Raw genomic sequence first — 16640 nt, forward strand, 5'->3', positions numbered from 1 at the left:
TAATTAAGACTTCGTCGACTGCTCAAAGCGGCGTAACAGTTGGTTGCCGCGCTCTACCGCTGAATCCAGCGCCTGCTGAGGCGTTTTCTTCCCGGTCCAGACGCTTTCCAGCTCTTCATCAACGATGGTGCGGATCTGCGGCATGTTGCCCAGACGCAGGCCTTTGGTGAACGGCAACGGCGGCTTGTTCAGCATCTGACGCGTCGCGATGTCCGCGCCCGGGTTCTTGCTGTAGAAGCCCTGCTCCCGAGTCAGGTCGTACGCGGCTTTGGTGATCGGCAGGTAGCCGGTCTTCTGGTGCCACTCGGCGGCGTTTTCCGGCTTCGCCAGGAAGTCGAGGAACTCGGCCACGCCTTTGTAGGTGCCGTTGTCTTTACCCTGCATCACCCACAGGCTCGCCCCGCCGATGATGGCGTTCTGCGGCGCGCCTTTTACATCAGCGTCGTACGGCATCATGCCCACGCCGTAGTTGAATTTGGCGTAGTGACGGATGTCCGCCAGCGAACCGGAAGACGCGGTAGTAATGGCGCAGTCACCGTTGTAGAACTTCTCGGTGGATTCGTCTTTGCGCCCGAAATAGCTGAAGTCGCCCTTCTTGTTCAGATCGGCCAGCAGCGCGATGTGCTTCACCTGCTCCGGCTTGTTAAATTCCAGAACCGCGTCGGTGCCATCGAAGCCGTTGTTTTTGGTGGCAACCGGCAGGCCGTGCCAGGCGCTGAAGTTTTCAATCTGGATCCAGCCCTGCCAGCCGCTGGCGTAGCCGCACTTCATCCCCGCCGCTTTCAGCTTCGCGGTGTACTCCGCCAGATCCTGCCAGGTTTTTGGCGGCTGTTCCGGATCTAAACCGGCTTTTTTGAAGGCATCTTTGTTGTAGTACAGCACCGGCGTGGAGCTGTTAAACGGTTGGGACAGCAGGTGGCCGGTTTTGGAATCGGTGTAGTAACCGGAGACGGTCGGCACAAACTGGGATTCGTCAAAGTTGATGCCCGCGTCTTTGAACACTTCATAGACCGGCTTGATGGCTTTGGAGGCCATCATGGTCGCGGTGCCGACTTCATAAACCTGTAACAGGGCTGGCGCATTGCCGGTACGGAAGGCGGCGATGCCCGCGCTCAGGCTCTGCTCGTAGTTGCCTTTGTACACCGGCACAATTTTGTAATCCGGGTGGGTGTCGTTGAAACGTTGCGCCAGGGAGTCAACCTCTTTACCCAACTCCCCTTCCATAGAATGCCAGAACGGAATGGTGGTCACAGCCATTGCGTTCGTCGCAAAAGCCAGACCGATTGCCAGACCCAAAGCTGTGTGTCGTAACGATGTCATTGTCATCTCTCTTATTATGCCGGATGCGCGATATCACGCGTTTTGTGCTCGCGAGGTAACATGACATGCTCGAATGACAGAAAAATAACTGTTTGTTTACAGATAGGTGACAGCCAGGCGTCAGAGGGATGATGGTTGTGTGAAGGGGTTAATATGAAAAAAAGCCGGGTGGCGGCTTCGCCTTACCCGGCCTACATGGAATCCGTAGGCCCGGTAAGCGCAGCGCCACCGGGCGATACAGACGGCTTAGCCTCCGAGGTACGCACTCCGCACCGCTTCGTTCGCCAGCAGCGCATCGCCGGTATCGGAGAGCACCACGCGGCCGTTCTCCAGCACGTAGCCACGGTCAGCGAGCTTCAGCGCCTGGTTGGCGTTCTGCTCGACGAGGAAGATGGTCATCCCCTCTTTGCGCAGCTGCTCGATGGTGTCGAAAATCTGCTGAATGATGATAGGCGCCAGCCCGAGCGACGGTTCATCCAGCAGCAGCAGACGCGGCTGGCTCATCAGCGCGCGGCCAATCGCCAGCATCTGTTGCTCCCCGCCGGACATGGTGCCCGCGCGCTGAATTCGCCGCTCCCACAGGCGCGGGAAGAGTTCGTATACCCATTTGATGCGGGTCTGGTATTCATCCCGGTGGGCGAAGAAACCGCCCATCGCCAGGTTCTCTTCGACCGTCATGCGCGAGAACACGCGACGCCCTTCCGGGACGATCGCTACCGCTTCACGCATAATTTTAGCCGTCTGCCAGTCGGTAATATCTTTGCCGTCAAACACAATCCGCCCGCTGGTGGCGCGCGGATCGCCGCACAGGGTGCCGAGCAGCGTGGTTTTCCCCGCGCCGTTGGCGCCAATCAGGGTGACGATCTCGCCCTGATTGATATGCAGGCTGACGTCGTGCAGCGCCTGGATCTTGCCGTAGTGCGCATTGACCTTGTCGAACGTTAACATCGCTTTTTCCATCTTATGCCTCACCAAGGTATGCGCGGATCACGTCCGGGTTGCTGCGGATCTCTTCCGGCGTGCCGTTTGCCAGCGGCGTGCCCTGGTTAACCACGTAGATACGGTCCGAAATGCCCATCACCAGCTTCATGTCATGCTCAATCAGCAGGATGGTGGTGTCGTGATGATCGCGAAGCTCGGCAATCAGCTCGTCCAGCTCTTTGGTCTCTTTCGGGTTGAGGCCCGCCGCCGGTTCGTCGAGCATCAGGATCTCCGGCTGGGTCACCATGCAGCGCACGATCTCAAGGCGACGCTGGTCACCGTAGGCGAGGTTGCTCGCCTGACGGTTGGCGTGCTGGAGCAGGCCGATACGGTCGAGCCAGGTGGCGGCGCGATCGAGCGCCTCCTCCTGCGCGCGGCGGAAGGCCGGGGTTTTCAGCAGGCCGGAAAAGAGGCCGGTTTTGAGCTGCTGATGTTGCGCCACCAGCAGGTTCTCAATCACCGTCATCTCACGGAACAGACGCACGTGCTGGAAGGTACGCACCACGCCCATGCGGGCAATCTGCTGGCCCGGTAGCCCTTCGAGGTGCTGGTCGCGCAGCATGATGGTGCCACCTGTCGGCTTGTAAAAACCGGTCAGGCAGTTGAATACTGTGGTTTTCCCTGCGCCGTTCGGGCCAATCAGGGAGACAATCTCTTTCTTGTGCAGATCCAGATTCACATTGTTGACCGCCAGCAGGCCACCAAAACGCATCATCAGACCGTTAACGGATAATAATGGCTGACTCATGCCTGCTCTCCTTTCGCTTCCGCGCTCTTAAGCTTCAGCTGTGGACGCGTCATCGGCAGCAAGCCCTGCGGACGCCAGATCATCATCAGCACCATCAAGCCACCCAGCATCAGCATGCTGTATTCGTTAAAGTCGCGCATCAGCTCGCGCGAGACCACCAGCAGGATGGCCGCGAGGATCACGGCGAACTGGGAACCCATCCCGCCGAGCACCACAATCGCCAGCACGAAGGCCGATTCGGCAAAGGTGAACGATTCCGGGCTGACGAAGCCCTGACGCGCGGCAAACAGCGTTCCGGCGAAACCGGCAAACGCGGCGCTGATGGTAAACGCGGTCAGCTTGATACGGGTCGGATTCAGGCCCAGGGAACGGCAGGCGATCTCATCCTCACGCAGCGCTTCCCATGCGCGGCCCAGCGGCATGCGCAGCAGACGGTTGATCACAAACAGGGTAATCACCACCAGCAGCAGCGCCACCAGGTAGAGCCAGATCACGCGGTCGGACGGGTCGTATTTGATGCCAAAGAAGTTGCTGAAGGTATCCCAGCCGCCTTCGCGGGCGGTACGGCTGAACTCCAGGCCGAAGAAGGTCGGTTTCGGGATCTGGCTGATGCCGTTCGGACCGCCGGTCACTTCGGTATTGTTGAGCAGCAGGATACGGACGATTTCGCCGAAGCCTAAGGTCACAATCGCCAGGTAGTCACCGCGCAGGCGCAGCACCGGGAAGCCGAGCAGGAAGCCCGCGGCGGCAGAGACCAGCCCCGCCAGCGGCAAACAGGTCCAGAAGCCGAGGCCGTAATAATGGTTCAGCAGCGCGAAGGTGTACGCGCCGATGGCGTAGAACCCGCCGTAGCCCAGCACCAGCAGGCCAGACAGCCCCACCACCACGTTCAGACCTAGCCCCAGAATCACGTAGATCATGGTCAGGGTGGCAATATCCACCGTCCCGCGCGATACCATAAACGGCCACGCCACGGCAGCCACCAGCAGCGCCACAAGGAACAGCTTCTGCTTCACGGTTGTACCGTCGATCGCCGGCAGGACGAATTTCGGCCCGGAGACGTTCTTCAGCGTCTTCTGGAACAGCGGACGCAGCAGCTGGAACAGGAACACCACGCCAGTACCGATTAACACCCACTGCCAGCGGATATCGGGGGCGGTATCCACCACCAGCTTCGTGCCGTCCAGCCCTAACTGGACGCCCATAAAGACGCCCGCCAGGACGAAGAACATGGCGGCAGAAAGCAGCGCCATCGCAAAATGCATCGGTTTCATACTTTCTCTACCTCCGGACGGCCCAGAATACCGGTAGGCATCACCAGCAGAACCAGAATCAGCAGGGCAAACGACACCACATCTTTATATTCGGTGCTCAGGTACGCCGAGGAGAGCGCTTCGGCCACGCCCAAAATCAGGCCGCCAATCATCGCGCCCGGAATGCTGCCGATACCGCCCAGTACCGCGGCGGTGAAGGCTTTCATCCCGGCCATAAAGCCGATGTACGGGTTGATTACGCCGTAGAACTGGCCGAGCAACACGCCCGCCACCGCCGCCATCGCTGCACCGATCACGAAGGTCAGGGCAATCACGCGGTCGGTGTTGATCCCGAGCAAGCTCGCCATCTTCAGGTCTTCCGCGCAGGCGCGGCAGGCGCGTCCCATGCGGGAGTAGCGGATGAAAACGGTCAGGGCCAGCATCGCCAGGAAGGTCACAATCCAGATAACCAGCTGCATGGTGGTGACAGAGGCAGAGAAGTTTTCGCTGGCCCCCACAATCCACTGGCCGTTAAACAGGCTTGGCAGCGCCACGTCACGCGAACCTTCTGTCAGGCTGACGTAGTTTTGCAGGAAGATGGACATACCGATGGCGGAGATCAGCGCAATAAGGCGCTTGGAGCTGCGCACCGGCCGGTAGGCCACCCGTTCGATGCTCCAGCCGTAGGCGCTGGCAATCACAATCGCGCCGACAAACCCGGCGGCCACCAGCAACCAGCTGCTGTCGATGCCCATCATCATCAGCGCGGCGATGATCATAAAGGAGACGTAGCTACCGATCATGTACACCTCGCCGTGGGCGAAGTTGATCATGCCGATAATGCCGTAAACCATCGTGTAGCCGATGGCGATCAGCGCGTAGGTGCTTCCCAGCGTGACGCCGTTAAACATCTGCTGCAAAAAGTAGAGAAACTGCTCGGACATATGCAAACCTTTTTATATCCGCCCGGTAAACCGGGCGGTGGGATTATTATCTGGCGACCGAGGACGAACCGTCGGCGTGCCACTTAAAGACACCAAATTCAAATCCCTTCAGATCGCCTTTCTCATCCCAGTTCAGCGGCCCAATCACGGTGTTCGCCCCGTGTGCTTTTAAATCTTTCACCAGATCCAGCGGCTCTTTGCTGCCGGTGCGATCCATGGCCGTGGCCAGCGACTGCACGGCCGCGTAGGTGATCCAGACGTATGGGCCACTCGGATCTTTCTTCTGTGCCTTGAGCGCATCCACGATAGCTTTATTCGCCGGATCCTGGTCATAGCGTTTTGGCATCGTCACCAGCATGCCTTCGGCAGAATCGCCCGCGATGTTCGACAGGGAGGCATTACCGACGCCCTCAGGCCCCATAAACTGGGTTTTCAGACCGGTGGCGCGCGCCTGGCGCAACATCTGCCCCATTTCCGGGTAGTAGCCGCCGTAGTAAACGAAGTCGATATTCTCTTTTTGCAGGCGGGCGATCAGCGCGGAGAAGTCTTTCTCACCGGCGGTAATGCCGTCGAAGAAGACGATATTCGCCCCGCCTTTTTTCAGGCCGTCCTGTACGGAGCGCGCCAGGCCTTCACCGTACTGCTGTTTGTCATGAATGATGGCAATGCGCTGTGGCTTAACGGTTTCGAGGATGTATTTGGCGGCGGTTGGCCCCTGCGAGGAGTCCAGACCGGCGGTACGCATAATGTGCTGGTAACCGCGCTGGGTCAGTTCCGGGTTGGTGGCGCCCGGGGTGATCATCAGGATGCCTTCGTCTTCGTAGATATCAGACGCAGGCTGCGTGGAGGAGGAACACAGGTGCCCGATGACGTACTGGATACCGTCGTTAACGATTTTGTTGGCGACCGCGACGGCCTGTTTTGGATCGCAGGCGTCGTCATACTCCACGCCCACCAGCTTGTCGCCTTTGATGCCGCCTTTAGCATTGATATCTTTGATGGCCTGACGCGCGCCGTTGAACTCCATATCGCCCCACTGGGCAACGGGGCCGGACATCGCACCCACTACCGCAACTTTAATGTCGTCTGCCATAGCGGCATGCGAGATCGACAGTGCGACCATCCCCGCGATTAACGTCTTCGCGTTCCTTTTCATCTCAGAATCCCCATTCGTGAAGTGATGTTTATATTTTGTTTTATTATGGTTAAAAAGCATTCTGTACTTTTAATGAACAACGCTATTTTTACCAGTGCCTTTAATGGTTTAGCGCAGGTTTTTAACAAAAACCAGACTAATATCTCTATTTTTCAGGCGATTAAGCAAAGATAATATTCTGAAATCAGACGGAGATAAACAAATAAAAGCGCAGTTAGCAGCATAAAATAACGGTACAAAGCGCCGAATAAATCACTACCATTCAGGTTAAAATTCTGCTTATTTTTCGATCCATGTGTTTTCAAACTGCCCATCGCGTTGCCAAAAAACTAATCACCTGGTAAATAGGAAGAAAAAGAGAAAGTGCCTGAGCAATTAAATTGAGTACACTGGCCGTACTCTTTTTGATTTGGACAAGCAGCTAATGAAACTGACTATCGTGCGTCTGGTGACCTTTAGCGACCAGGATCATATCGACCTGGGCAAGATCTGGCCGGAATATTCCTCTTCATCGCTGGCCGTCGATGAGAACCACCGCATCTATGCCGCGCGCTTTAACGAGCGCCTGCTGGCCGCCGTCCGCGTAACGCTGAGCGGCACGGAAGGGGCGCTGGACTCCCTGCGCGTGCGCGACGTGACCCGTCGTCGCGGGGTCGGGCAGTATTTGATTGAAGAGGTGATCCGCGAAAACCCGAGCGTGACCTCCTGGTGGATGGCCGACGTGGGCGTAGAGGATCGCGGCGTAATGGCGGCGTTTATGCAGGCGTTAGGGTTTACGGCGCAGGCGAACGGGTGGGAGAAGCGCTAAAAGAAAGCCGGGTGGCGGCTGCGCCTTACCCGGCCTACATTCATTATCTGCCGCATTTTCCCAGGCTGATTGTAGGCCCGGTAAGCGAAGCGCCACCGGGCAAAAGCGGGGCTGTGCGGCCTGATGCCCTCACCCCGGCCCTCTCCCACGGGGAGAGGGAGAAAACATTAAAAAAGGCAACTTACGTTGCCTTTTTGCTTTTATTTGGCGTCTGTCGCCGTGCCGTTGGCATGCCAGTCAAACACGCCGAACTCGAAGCCCTTCAGGTCGCCCTTCTCATCCCAGGACAGCGGCCCCATCACGGTTTCCACCGAGTTCGCTTTCAGCCAGGTGGCAATCTCCGCCGGATCGGCTGACTGGTTCAGGCCCGCTTGCAGAGACTGCAACGCTGCGTAAGTGGTCCAGACGAACGCACCGCTTGGATCCTGTTTCTTCGCCTTGATGGCATCTACAACAGGTTTGTTCGCAGGCACCTGGTCGTAGTTTTTCGGTTTGGTCACCAGCAGCCCTTCAGCAGACTCACCCGCGATGTTAGACAGGGAAACGTTCGCCACGCCTTCTGGCCCCATGAACTGTGTCTTCAGACCCGCCGCACGCGCCTGACGCAGGATCTGCCCCATTTCCGGGTGGTAGCCGCCGTAATAAACGAAATCGATATTTTCTTTCTTCAGACGCGCTACCAGAGTCGAGAAGTCTTTCTCACCGGCGGTAATACCGTCAAAGAACACCACGTTGGCATTCGCTTTTTTCAGGTTATCCTGCACCGCACGGGCCAGGCCTTCGCCGTACTGCTGTTTGTCATGAACAATCGCGATGCGCTGCGGCTTCACTTTTTCCACAATGTATTTCGCGGCGGTTGGCCCCTGATCCGAGTCCAGACCGGTGGTACGCAGGATCAGCTTATAGCCGCGCGCGGTCAGCTCTGGTGCCGTCGCAGCCGGCGTGATCATCAGAATGCCTTCGTCTTCGTAGATGTCAGACGCGGGCTGGGTGGAAGAGGAGCACAGGTGACCGATAACGTATTTGATCCCGTCATTTACCACTTTGTTCGCCACCGCGACCGCCTGTTTCGGGTCACAGGCATCGTCATATTTTACGATTTGCAGCTTTTCGCCCTTGATGCCGCCCTTAGCATTAATGTCTGCAACCGCCTGTTCCGCGCCCGTAAATTCCTGGTCGCCGTACTGTGCTACCGGACCGGACATCGCGCCCACCACGGCCACTTTAATATCGGCCTGCGCCATAGTGCTGAATGCCAACGCGATACATCCTGCCAGTAACGCTTTACCCTTCATGTTCATCCTGAGATTCCCCATTATTATGGTTATAACGATTGTTGTGATGTTGTTGTGTAGCGCTTTATTTCAATTATAGGCGTGCTGTTCGCGCTTTTTCAGCATACTCTGCTAAAACATACCCCATTTTTATGATTTTGGAATAGCTAATTTGAAATGAAAATATGATAAGCCCGACTGTCATTTCAGCCGGGCTTTTGGCTTTATCGTGTCAGCGAGGCGGAAATAATATCCAGCGCTTTACGGAACTGCGCTTCGGGGATGGTGAGCGGGTAGAGGAAGCGGATAACGTTGCCGTAGATGCCGCAACTCAAAAGCAGCAGCCCTTCGTTCAACGCGCGTTCCTGAACCTGACGGGTAAATTCCGGCGACGGCTGTCCGGTTTGCGGATCGGTAAATTCCACCGCCACCATCGAGCCCTGCCCACGGATATCGGCGATCCAGGGACAGCCATCCTTCGCTTTATTCAGCACCTCAACAAGATGATGGCCGAGATGAGACGCGCGCGTGCAGAGATCTTCCTCGTCAATCACGTCCAGCACCGCATGGGCCGCCGCAATCGCCAGCGGGTTACCCGCGTAGGTGCCGCCCAGTCCGCCCGGAGCGGGCGCGTCCATCACCTCTGCCCGGCCAGAGACGGCAGAGAGCGGCATTCCGCCCGCCAGGCTTTTCGCCATGGTGATCAGATCGGGCTTCACGCAGTGGTTTTCCATGGAGAATAGCTTGCCGGTACGGGCGAAGCCGGTTTGCACTTCGTCGGCAATCAGTAAAATCCCGTGGGTATCGCACAGGGCACGCAGCGACTGCATAAAATCAGCGGGCGCGACGTTGAATCCGCCCTCGCCCTGAACCGGTTCAATAATGATTGCCGCCACCTGATCGGGCGCGATATCGGCTTTGAAGATGCGCTCCAGGCTTTTTAACGCTTCGGCGGTACTGACGCCGTGCAGGCTGTTGGGGAATTGCGCGTGGTACACCGAGCCGGGGAACGGGCCGAAGCCGAGCTTATAGGGCGCCACTTTGCCGGTCAGCGCCATGGTCATAAAGGTACGGCCGTGGAACGCGCCGCCGAAGGTGATAAGGCCGGGACGTCTGGTGTACGCGCGGGCAATTTTCACCGCGTTTTCGACCGCTTCTGCACCCGTTGAGAAGAAGGCGGTTTTGGCTGGCCCCTCTATGGGTACGCGCTGGTTGATGCGCTCGGCAAGCGCCACATAACCTTCATAGGGGACGATCTGGTAAGCGGTATGGGTAAAGGCATGAAGCTGTTTTTCGATGGCGGCGATAACTTTAGGATGGCGATGCCCGGTATTCAGCACGGCGATCCCGGCGGCAAAATCAATATACTCGTTACCTTCTACATCCCACACCGTGGCGTTTTCGGCTTTATCGGCATAGAAGTTACACATGACGCCGATACCGCGCGGCGTCGCCTGTAAACGCCGGTCGTTCAGTTCGTTATTTTTCACCCTGTCACCCTCTGAAAGTCGCCTGCTTAGCGCATCAGTAAGTGTTTGCCAGGGGGAAGAAATTCGCCAGAGCGGGCGCTAAAAAAACAAAACCCCCAGACTCTCATCCAGGGGTTCTCGGTGTACTTCGCGGAAATTACGCTTCGATAGCGGCGCGAAGTTTTTTCATGGCGTTCTTCTCAAGCTGACGCACACGTTCAGCGGAGACGCCGTAGCGGTCGGCCAGTTCCTGCAACGTGGACTTGTTATCTTCGTCCAGCCAGCGGGCACGGATGATATCCTGGCTACGCTCGTCGAGGCCTTCCATCGCGAAGGTCAGCTTGTTTGCCGCCTGGTCTTCCCAGTTATCCTCTTCAATGCCGTCAGCAAAGTTAGAGGTTTTATCCTGCAGATACAGTACCGGGGCCATCGGCTGGCTGTCGGAGGCATCGTCGTCGGCAGACATATCAAACGTCATGTCCTGCGCGGCCATACGGGATTCCATCTCGCGGACGTCTTTGCTGGAAACGCCCAGCTCGCGCGCCACCATTTCCACTTCATCCTGATTGAACCAGCCCAGACGCTGCTTGGTTTTACGCAGGTTGAAGAACAGTTTGCGCTGCGCTTTCGTCGTGGCGACTTTCACAATACGCCAGTTACGCAGGACGTATTCGTGAATTTCCGCTTTGATCCAGTGCACGGCGAAGGAGACGAGTCGCACACCCACTTCCGGGTTGAAGCGACGTACCGCCTTCATCAGGCCAATGTTACCTTCCTGAATCAGGTCCGCCTGCGGCAGGCCGTAGCCCGCATAATTACGAGCAACGTGAACAACAAAGCGCAGGTGAGACAGGATCAGCGTTTTAGCTGCTTCCAGATCGCCCTGGTAATGCAGCTTTTCAGCAAGCTCCTTTTCTTCCTCAGCCGTTAACATCGGCCAGGTGTTCGCAGCCCGGATGTAAGATTCCAGGTTACCAACAGGGGCTAAAGCTAAAGTTTGCATTTCTTTGGTCATTCATTCCTCTCAATGTTTCTTCTGGTCCAGGTTGTCCCCGTCAGGCAACAACCATGCCAAAGCGTTTGAGCAACGAGATTAGCATTCACTCTTTTATCAGACAGTGATTTTATCCACAAGTTCCAGGTGCAACAGTGAATAAATTACGCACAAAATGTGACATGAAGATGATTACAGGGGAAGAGACAACAGGGACGCTTTCCCTGCAAGCGAACATCTCGGTGCAGGGAAAGATTATATCACGCTTTTATTAGTCGGGAGTAAAGTGGCGTAAATGTTGAACCGTTGCCAGCCATGCCGCCACCCAGCCGATCATGGAGCAGACCAGCAGCAACAGCAGGCACTCATCGAACCCTAAGCCACTGATATCAAACTTCGTTCCGAAAACCTGCGCCACCTCGGTGACGGCAGACGACAGCCGCATCACCAAAATTTCTGACAAAATCAATGAAAGAAATGCACCAGAAAAACCTAATAACGCGCCGCCATAGAGGAACGGGCGGAGGATGAAACCATCCGTTGCGCCAATCAGTTTCTGCACGTTGATGGTATCGCGACGGGCGAAGATGCTCAGGCGCACGCTGTTACCGATGACGAGGAACACCGCCGCCACCATCAGCACGCCGATCATCGCCGATACGCGCCCCACCAGCCCGGTCAGGGCGGCAAGACGGGCAAACCAGCTGTCGTCCATGCGCACTTCATCAATCCCATTGATGCGGGTAATGCGGTCGCGCAGGGTGTTGAGCGAATCGGTGCCCTGGAAATCGAGCTTCGGGATCACCACCGCCACGGCGGGCAGCGGGTTCTCTTCCAGCATATCCAGCGCGCCGCCGAACCCGGACCAGTTGCGGAATTCGCCCAGCGCTTCATCGCGGGAAAGATAGTTCACCTTCTCCACGCCCTGCTCGGCCTGAATCTGCCCCACTACCTGAGCCGCCGCGTTATCGTCGAGGGCTTTATCCAGATAAACGGTAATCTGCGGCGACGGATAGTACTGGGACGCCGCCTGGTTCACGTTTTTGTAAACCATGTAGCAGACGCTGGGCAGCGTCAGGGAGATGGCAATCACCATCACCGTCAGGAACGTCGCCAGCGGTTTGCTTTTTAGATCCTGCAACGCGCCCTGGAAGGCGTAGCGCACCTGTTCGTTGAAGACGTTGGTTTTACGGGAGTTCGGTTTCGGTGTCGCTTTGGCACGCTTAGGCGCATGGCGATTGCCGTCCCCGCCGCCCTGAGGCTTGCGGAAACGGTCAAACCGGTTGCTGAACTGCCGTATCTGGTTCATTGCATCACGCTTATTCACCGTGGCCTCCGTGCAAATGCCCGTCGCTCAGGGTCAGCATGCGGTACGAACGGCGTGAGATAAGCCCCATGTCGTGCGTCGCCATCAGTACCGTGACCCCCACGCGGTTAAATTCCTCAAACAGACGCAGGATCCCTTCAGAGAGGGCATCGTCCAGGTTACCGGTCGGTTCATCCGCCAGCAAGACGGCAGGCTTGTTCACCACCGCACGGGCGATGCCCACGCGCTGCTGCTCACCGCCGGAGAGCTGGATCGGGAAGTTCTTCGCTTTGTCCAGCAGCCCGACCTTATCCAGCGCCGCCGAAACGCGACGGCGGATATCATCGTAACTGGCGCCGGCAATAATCAGCGGGATCGCGACGTTATCGAAAACCGTGCGATCCATCAGCAGGTGGTGATCCTGGAAAATCATGCCAATCTGACGACGCAGGAACGGCACTTCACGGTTCTTAAGACGGCTAATTTCATGGCCGCTGAACCAGATTTTCCCGGCACTTGGCCGCTCGATCCCACAGATCAGCTTGAGCAGGGTACTTTTCCCCGCGCCGGAATGGCCGGTCAGGAATGCCATCTCGCCTGGCTGGAGGTGGAATGTTACCCCCTGTAGCGCTTGTCTCCCGCCGAGATAGGCCTTGCTGACGTGTTCAAAGCGAATCATTGTTAGTCCTCTCGGGCAAATAGTGCCTCAATAAAGTCGTCCGCTTTAAACGGACGTAAATCCTCAATACGCTCGCCCACACCGATGTAACGGATAGGAATGCCGAACTGGTCGGCCACGGAGAAGATCACCCCGCCTTTCGCGGTGCCGTCCAGCTTGGTCAGCGTGATCCCGGTCAGTCCTACCGCTTCATTGAACAGCTTCGCCTGGCTGATGGCGTTCTGTCCGGTGCTGGCGTCGATAGTCAGCATAATTTCATGCGGTGCATCTTCGTCCAGCTTCTTCATGACGCGAACGATTTTCTTCAGCTCTTCCATCAGGTGCGATTTGTTCTGCAAACGCCCTGCGGTATCTGCAATCAGCACGTCCACGTTACGCGACTTCGCCGCCTGGATGGCATCGAAAATCACGGACGCGGAATCCGCGCCGGTGTGCTGGGCAATGACCGGAATATTGTTGCGCTGGCCCCACACCTGGAGCTGTTCCACCGCTGCCGCACGGAAGGTATCGCCCGCCGCCAGCATCACCGATTTGCCCTGCTGCTCAAACTGGCGCGCCAGCTTGCCGATGGTGGTGGTTTTACCCACGCCGTTGACGCCAACCATCAGAATAACAAAGGGCATTTTGCCTTCAATATTAAGCGGTTCGTCAACTTTTGCGAGAATTTCACCCATCTCGTCTTTCAGCAGGCCGTACAGCGCCTCGGCGTCACGCAGCTGTTTGCGGTTCGCCCCTTCGGTCAGGTTGGCGATGATTTTCCGGGTGGTTTCCACGCCCACGTCCGCAATCAGCAGTTGCTCTTCCAGCTCCTCAAACAGATCGTCGTCGATCTTCTTGCCGCGGAACAGACTGATAAATCCGGAACCTAAGTTTTCTTTGGTTTTAAGCAGGCTGCGCTTCAGGCGCGCGAAGAAACCTTCTTTGGTCGGTTTTTCCTGCTCCTGAACGATCTCTTCTTCGGCCTGCTCTTCCACCGGCACGACGATGACCGCTTCTTCAGCCGCTTCCGCCGCCAGCGCCTGGGCCTCCAGCTCTTCGTCGGTCAGCTCTGGCTCAAGGGCCGCTTCTTCTTCCACCGCCTCAACAATTTCAACGGTTTCCGCTTCGGCCTGCCACTCTTCGGCAGAAACCTCTTCAGCTTTCACCTCTTCCGGCAGCGGCAGCGCTTCGTGTTCGATAGCGGCCTGCGGCGCTTCGGTAAGGGTTTCAACGATAACCGGCTCTGGTTTTTCGCTCTCCTGAACCTGTTCGGTAACCTCAACCACCTCTTCGGCAAAGGATTCAATCTCTTCTTTGCTGTGGGCTGGCTCTTCCGCTTCGACAACCGCAGCGGTTTCGACAGGCGTTTCAGGCTGTGACTGCTCTTCTACAACCTGCTGTTCTTCGGTTTTCTGTTCTGTTTCTTGCTCTTTTTCACCGAAACCCAACCAGGAAAAGAAGCCACGTTTTTTTTGTTTTGCCATCTGCGACTACACTCCTCGCGGCGCTATATACAGGGAAGCTAAAAAAATGATGAAATAGTCTAACACTTTACTTAATTGACATCACCGCCCGCAATCGCAGGGCATTGTTAACAGAGCTTTCCTGAGATGAAGAAACCCACCCGCGCCCCGGCCGGTCAAATTCGCATTATCGGCGGTCAGTGGCGAGGCCGGAAATTACCGGTGCCGGACAGCCCCGGATTACGCCCTACCACGGACCGCGTTCGCGAGACGCTGTTTAACTGGCTCGCCCCGTCAATGGTAGACGCCCATTGCCTGGACTGCTTCGCCGGAAGCGGTGCATTAGGGCTGGAAGCGCTGTCGCGCTATGCTGCGAGCGCCACGCTACTGGAGATGGAGCGCGGCGTCGCGCAGACGTTGCAGCAAAATTTGGCTACGCTGAAAGCAACCAACGCCAAAGTGGTGAATACCAACACGCTGAGCTTCCTCGCGCAACAGGGGACGCCGTTCAACGTAGTGTTTGTTGACCCGCCGTTCCGTAAAGGGCTGCTGGAAGAGACATTATCGTTGCTGGAAAAAAATGGCTGGCTGGCAGACGACGCGCTGATTTACGTTGAAAGCGAAGTGGAAAATGGTCTGCCGCCCGTTCCCGTTCACTGGGATCTGCACCGCGAGAAGGTCGCCGGCCAGGTGGCTTATCGTCTGTATCACCGTCAGGCACAAGGAGGATCCGATGCCAGTACTGATTAACGTAGGGCGCTTGCTGATGCTGGGCGTCTGGGCATTTTTGATTTTGAATCTGGTGCACCCGTTCCCGCGTCCGCTGAATATCTTCATTAACGTGGCGCTGATTTTCACCGCGTTCATGCATGCCTTGCAGATGGTGATGCTGAAAAACGGACTGCCGAAAGATAGCCCACCGATGACCGGCTGGCAGCAGCTACGGGTGTTTATTTTCGGCGTATTTGAGCTGCTGGTGTGGATGAAGAAGTTTAAGGCGCAGGTGAAGAAGTAACCCCCTCACCCTAACCTTCTCCCCGAAGGGGAGAGGGGACGCTTACACCCTCTCCCCATCGGGGAGAGGGCCGGGGTGAGGGGAAAATTACTGCTCCGGTTCAAACCCTTCAAACCGCGACCCTTTGTAGCTCAGCGTGCCTTTCTCCCCCACCGTCAGCTGGTGGTACTGCTGCGCCTCCAGTCGGAAGGTCATCTCCAGCCCGCCGGTTTCCGGCTTAAAGCTCGCTTCATAGCGCATCGTTGTGCCCGCAGGCGTCACCTGCTGCTGGCGGGATCGGCGGTCATTAAGCGGTTTCTCGCGCTTGTTCGTCACCACCACGCGCTTTTGCATCAGCGGCGCGGCATCGTTGTCGGCCTTCTCACGGCGCTGCTGCACGAAGCGAAACGAGGCGGCAATGACGATAATCGCCAGCACGACAATAAAAAACAGCGGCATCTTGCTCATTGAAAAATCCCATCAGATTATGCGGAATTCAGGATACCTCGCCTGCCCCGGCATTGCCAAACGCCCGCTCGCGTCACTACACTGGATCAGAAACTGATCATTCAGCCTCAACAGTTACAGGGAGTTAATATGCTTTGGTCATTTATCGCTGTCTGTTTTTCCGCATGGCTTTACGTCGATGTGTCTTACCGTGGCCCAGCCTGGCAGCGCTGGTTGTTTAAACCCGTCACGCTATTGCTCCTGCTGTTGCTTGCCTGGCAGGCACCGATGTTTAACGCCATCAGCTATCTTGTCCTCGCGGGGCTGTGTGCGTCCCTGATTGGCGATGCCTTAACCCTGCTGCCGCGCCAGCGTCTGCTGTACGCCGTGGGGGCATTCTTCCTGTCGCATCTGCTCTATACCATCTACTTTGCCAGCCAGATGACGCTCTCCATCTTCTGGCCGCTGCCGCTGGTGCTGCTGGTGATTGGCGCCCTGCTGATCGCGGTGATCTGGTCGCGTCTGGAAGAGATGCGTCTGCCGGTGTGTACGTTTATCGCCATGACGCTGGTGATGGTGTGGCTGGCGGGCGAGCTGTGGTTCTTCCGTCCGACAGCGCCTGCGATGTCCGCGTTCTTCGGTGCCGCACTGTTGTTGTTGGGTAACATCGTCTGGCTGGGCAGCCACTATCGCCGCCGCTTCCGTGCGGATAATGCGATTTCTGCCGCCTGTTACTTTGCCGGACACTTCCTGATTGTGCGTTCACTGTATATCTAAATAACGCTTGACTCTGGAGTCGACTCCAGAGTGTATGCTGCGGTTAAT

General features: G+C 56.9%; 17 protein-coding genes. 4 read left to right on the forward strand and 13 right to left on the reverse strand.

Annotated features, from left to right (window positions below; all coding sequences use genetic code 11):
• Positions 1 to 3 precede the first annotated feature (3 nt).
• The 6 genes from ugpB to livK all read right to left on the reverse strand — a co-directional run bounded on the left by ugpB (position 4) and on the right by livK (position 6402).
• Positions 4 to 1320 (reverse strand): sn-glycerol-3-phosphate ABC transporter substrate-binding protein UgpB, encoded by a 1317-nt coding sequence (ugpB, locus tag HWQ15_RS06505; protein ID WP_022649659.1) that lies wholly within the window; start codon positions 1318 to 1320, stop codon positions 4 to 6.
• 246 nt (positions 1321 to 1566) lie between these two features.
• Positions 1567 to 2280, reverse strand: a complete 714-nt coding sequence (livF, locus tag HWQ15_RS06510) for a high-affinity branched-chain amino acid ABC transporter ATP-binding protein LivF (RefSeq protein ID WP_023298801.1) — start codon at positions 2278 to 2280, stop codon at positions 1567 to 1569.
• A 1-nt stretch (position 2281) separates the two neighbouring features.
• Positions 2282 to 3049: a high-affinity branched-chain amino acid ABC transporter ATP-binding protein LivG gene (livG, locus tag HWQ15_RS06515; RefSeq protein ID WP_022649661.1), complete on the reverse strand. Its 768-nt coding sequence runs from the start codon at positions 3047 to 3049 to the stop codon at positions 2282 to 2284.
• On the reverse strand, positions 3046 to 4323 hold the full coding sequence (locus HWQ15_RS06520) for a high-affinity branched-chain amino acid ABC transporter permease LivM (protein WP_063149280.1): 1278 nt from the start codon (positions 4321 to 4323) through the stop codon (positions 3046 to 3048). Before HWQ15_RS06520 ends, livG begins: the two co-directional genes overlap by 4 nt.
• Entirely contained in the window at positions 4320 to 5246 is a 927-nt protein-coding gene (gene livH, locus HWQ15_RS06525) for a high-affinity branched-chain amino acid ABC transporter permease LivH (RefSeq protein ID WP_022649662.1), read from the reverse strand. Before livH ends, HWQ15_RS06520 begins: the two co-directional genes overlap by 4 nt.
• A gap of 46 nt (positions 5247 to 5292) precedes the next feature.
• On the reverse strand, positions 5293 to 6402 hold the full coding sequence (livK, locus tag HWQ15_RS06530) for a high-affinity branched-chain amino acid ABC transporter substrate-binding protein LivK (RefSeq protein WP_023307130.1): 1110 nt from the start codon (positions 6400 to 6402) through the stop codon (positions 5293 to 5295).
• 424 nt (positions 6403 to 6826) lie between these two features.
• On the opposite strand from livK, the gene panM reads away from it, so the two are divergent.
• On the forward strand, positions 6827 to 7210 hold the full coding sequence (gene panM / locus HWQ15_RS06535; protein ID WP_022649664.1) for an aspartate 1-decarboxylase autocleavage activator PanM: 384 nt from the start codon (positions 6827 to 6829) through the stop codon (positions 7208 to 7210).
• Positions 7211 to 7410: 200 nt separating this feature from the next.
• Here the strand turns inward: panM and livJ are convergent, their stop codons facing one another.
• The 6 genes from livJ to ftsY form a co-directional block, all read right to left on the reverse strand.
• The gene (gene livJ, locus HWQ15_RS06540) at positions 7411 to 8511 is read right to left on the reverse strand and encodes a branched chain amino acid ABC transporter substrate-binding protein LivJ (protein WP_015571474.1); all 1101 of its coding nucleotides are present in this window, start codon (positions 8509 to 8511) and stop codon (positions 7411 to 7413) included.
• A gap of 197 nt (positions 8512 to 8708) precedes the next feature.
• Entirely contained in the window at positions 8709 to 9974 is a 1266-nt protein-coding gene (locus HWQ15_RS06545) for a 4-aminobutyrate--2-oxoglutarate transaminase (RefSeq protein ID WP_063149279.1), read from the reverse strand.
• Positions 9975 to 10110: 136 nt separating this feature from the next.
• A complete protein-coding gene (rpoH, locus tag HWQ15_RS06550) occupies positions 10111 to 10968 on the reverse strand; it encodes an RNA polymerase sigma factor RpoH (RefSeq protein ID WP_000159624.1) in 858 nt (285 codons plus the stop codon).
• 250 nt (positions 10969 to 11218) lie between these two features.
• Complete coding sequence (gene ftsX / locus HWQ15_RS06555) at positions 11219 to 12274, reverse strand: permease-like cell division protein FtsX (protein ID WP_022649667.1); 1056 nt, start codon at positions 12272 to 12274, stop codon at positions 11219 to 11221.
• Positions 12267 to 12932: a cell division ATP-binding protein FtsE gene (ftsE, locus tag HWQ15_RS06560; RefSeq protein ID WP_006812284.1), complete on the reverse strand. Its 666-nt coding sequence runs from the start codon at positions 12930 to 12932 to the stop codon at positions 12267 to 12269. Before ftsE ends, ftsX begins: the two co-directional genes overlap by 8 nt.
• 2 nt (positions 12933 to 12934) lie before the next feature.
• Positions 12935 to 14395, reverse strand: coding sequence for a signal recognition particle-docking protein FtsY (gene ftsY / locus HWQ15_RS06565; RefSeq protein ID WP_023298805.1), 1461 nt, complete (start codon positions 14393 to 14395; stop codon positions 12935 to 12937).
• 126 nt (positions 14396 to 14521) lie between these two features.
• Here ftsY and rsmD point away from each other — a divergent pair, with 126 nt between their 5' ends.
• Complete coding sequence (gene rsmD, locus HWQ15_RS06570; RefSeq protein WP_022649669.1) at positions 14522 to 15124, forward strand: 16S rRNA (guanine(966)-N(2))-methyltransferase; 603 nt, start codon at positions 14522 to 14524, stop codon at positions 15122 to 15124.
• Entirely contained in the window at positions 15108 to 15389 is a 282-nt protein-coding gene (locus HWQ15_RS06575; protein WP_022649670.1) for a DUF1145 family protein, read from the forward strand. The genes rsmD and HWQ15_RS06575 overlap by 17 nt, the downstream gene beginning before the upstream one ends.
• A gap of 87 nt (positions 15390 to 15476) precedes the next feature.
• Here the strand turns inward: HWQ15_RS06575 and HWQ15_RS06580 are convergent, their stop codons facing one another.
• Positions 15477 to 15836: a DUF2500 domain-containing protein gene (locus tag HWQ15_RS06580; RefSeq protein ID WP_022649671.1), complete on the reverse strand. Its 360-nt coding sequence runs from the start codon at positions 15834 to 15836 to the stop codon at positions 15477 to 15479.
• 129 nt (positions 15837 to 15965) lie between these two features.
• Here HWQ15_RS06580 and HWQ15_RS06585 point away from each other — a divergent pair, with 129 nt between their 5' ends.
• Complete coding sequence (locus tag HWQ15_RS06585) at positions 15966 to 16592, forward strand: lysoplasmalogenase (RefSeq protein WP_176587384.1); 627 nt, start codon at positions 15966 to 15968, stop codon at positions 16590 to 16592.
• The last annotated feature ends 48 nt before the right edge of the window (positions 16593 to 16640 follow it).

It is taken from the genome of Enterobacter sp. DSM 30060 (assembly GCF_013375955.1).
GTDB classification, from domain to species: Bacteria; Pseudomonadota; Gammaproteobacteria; order Enterobacterales; family Enterobacteriaceae; genus Enterobacter; species Enterobacter intestinihominis.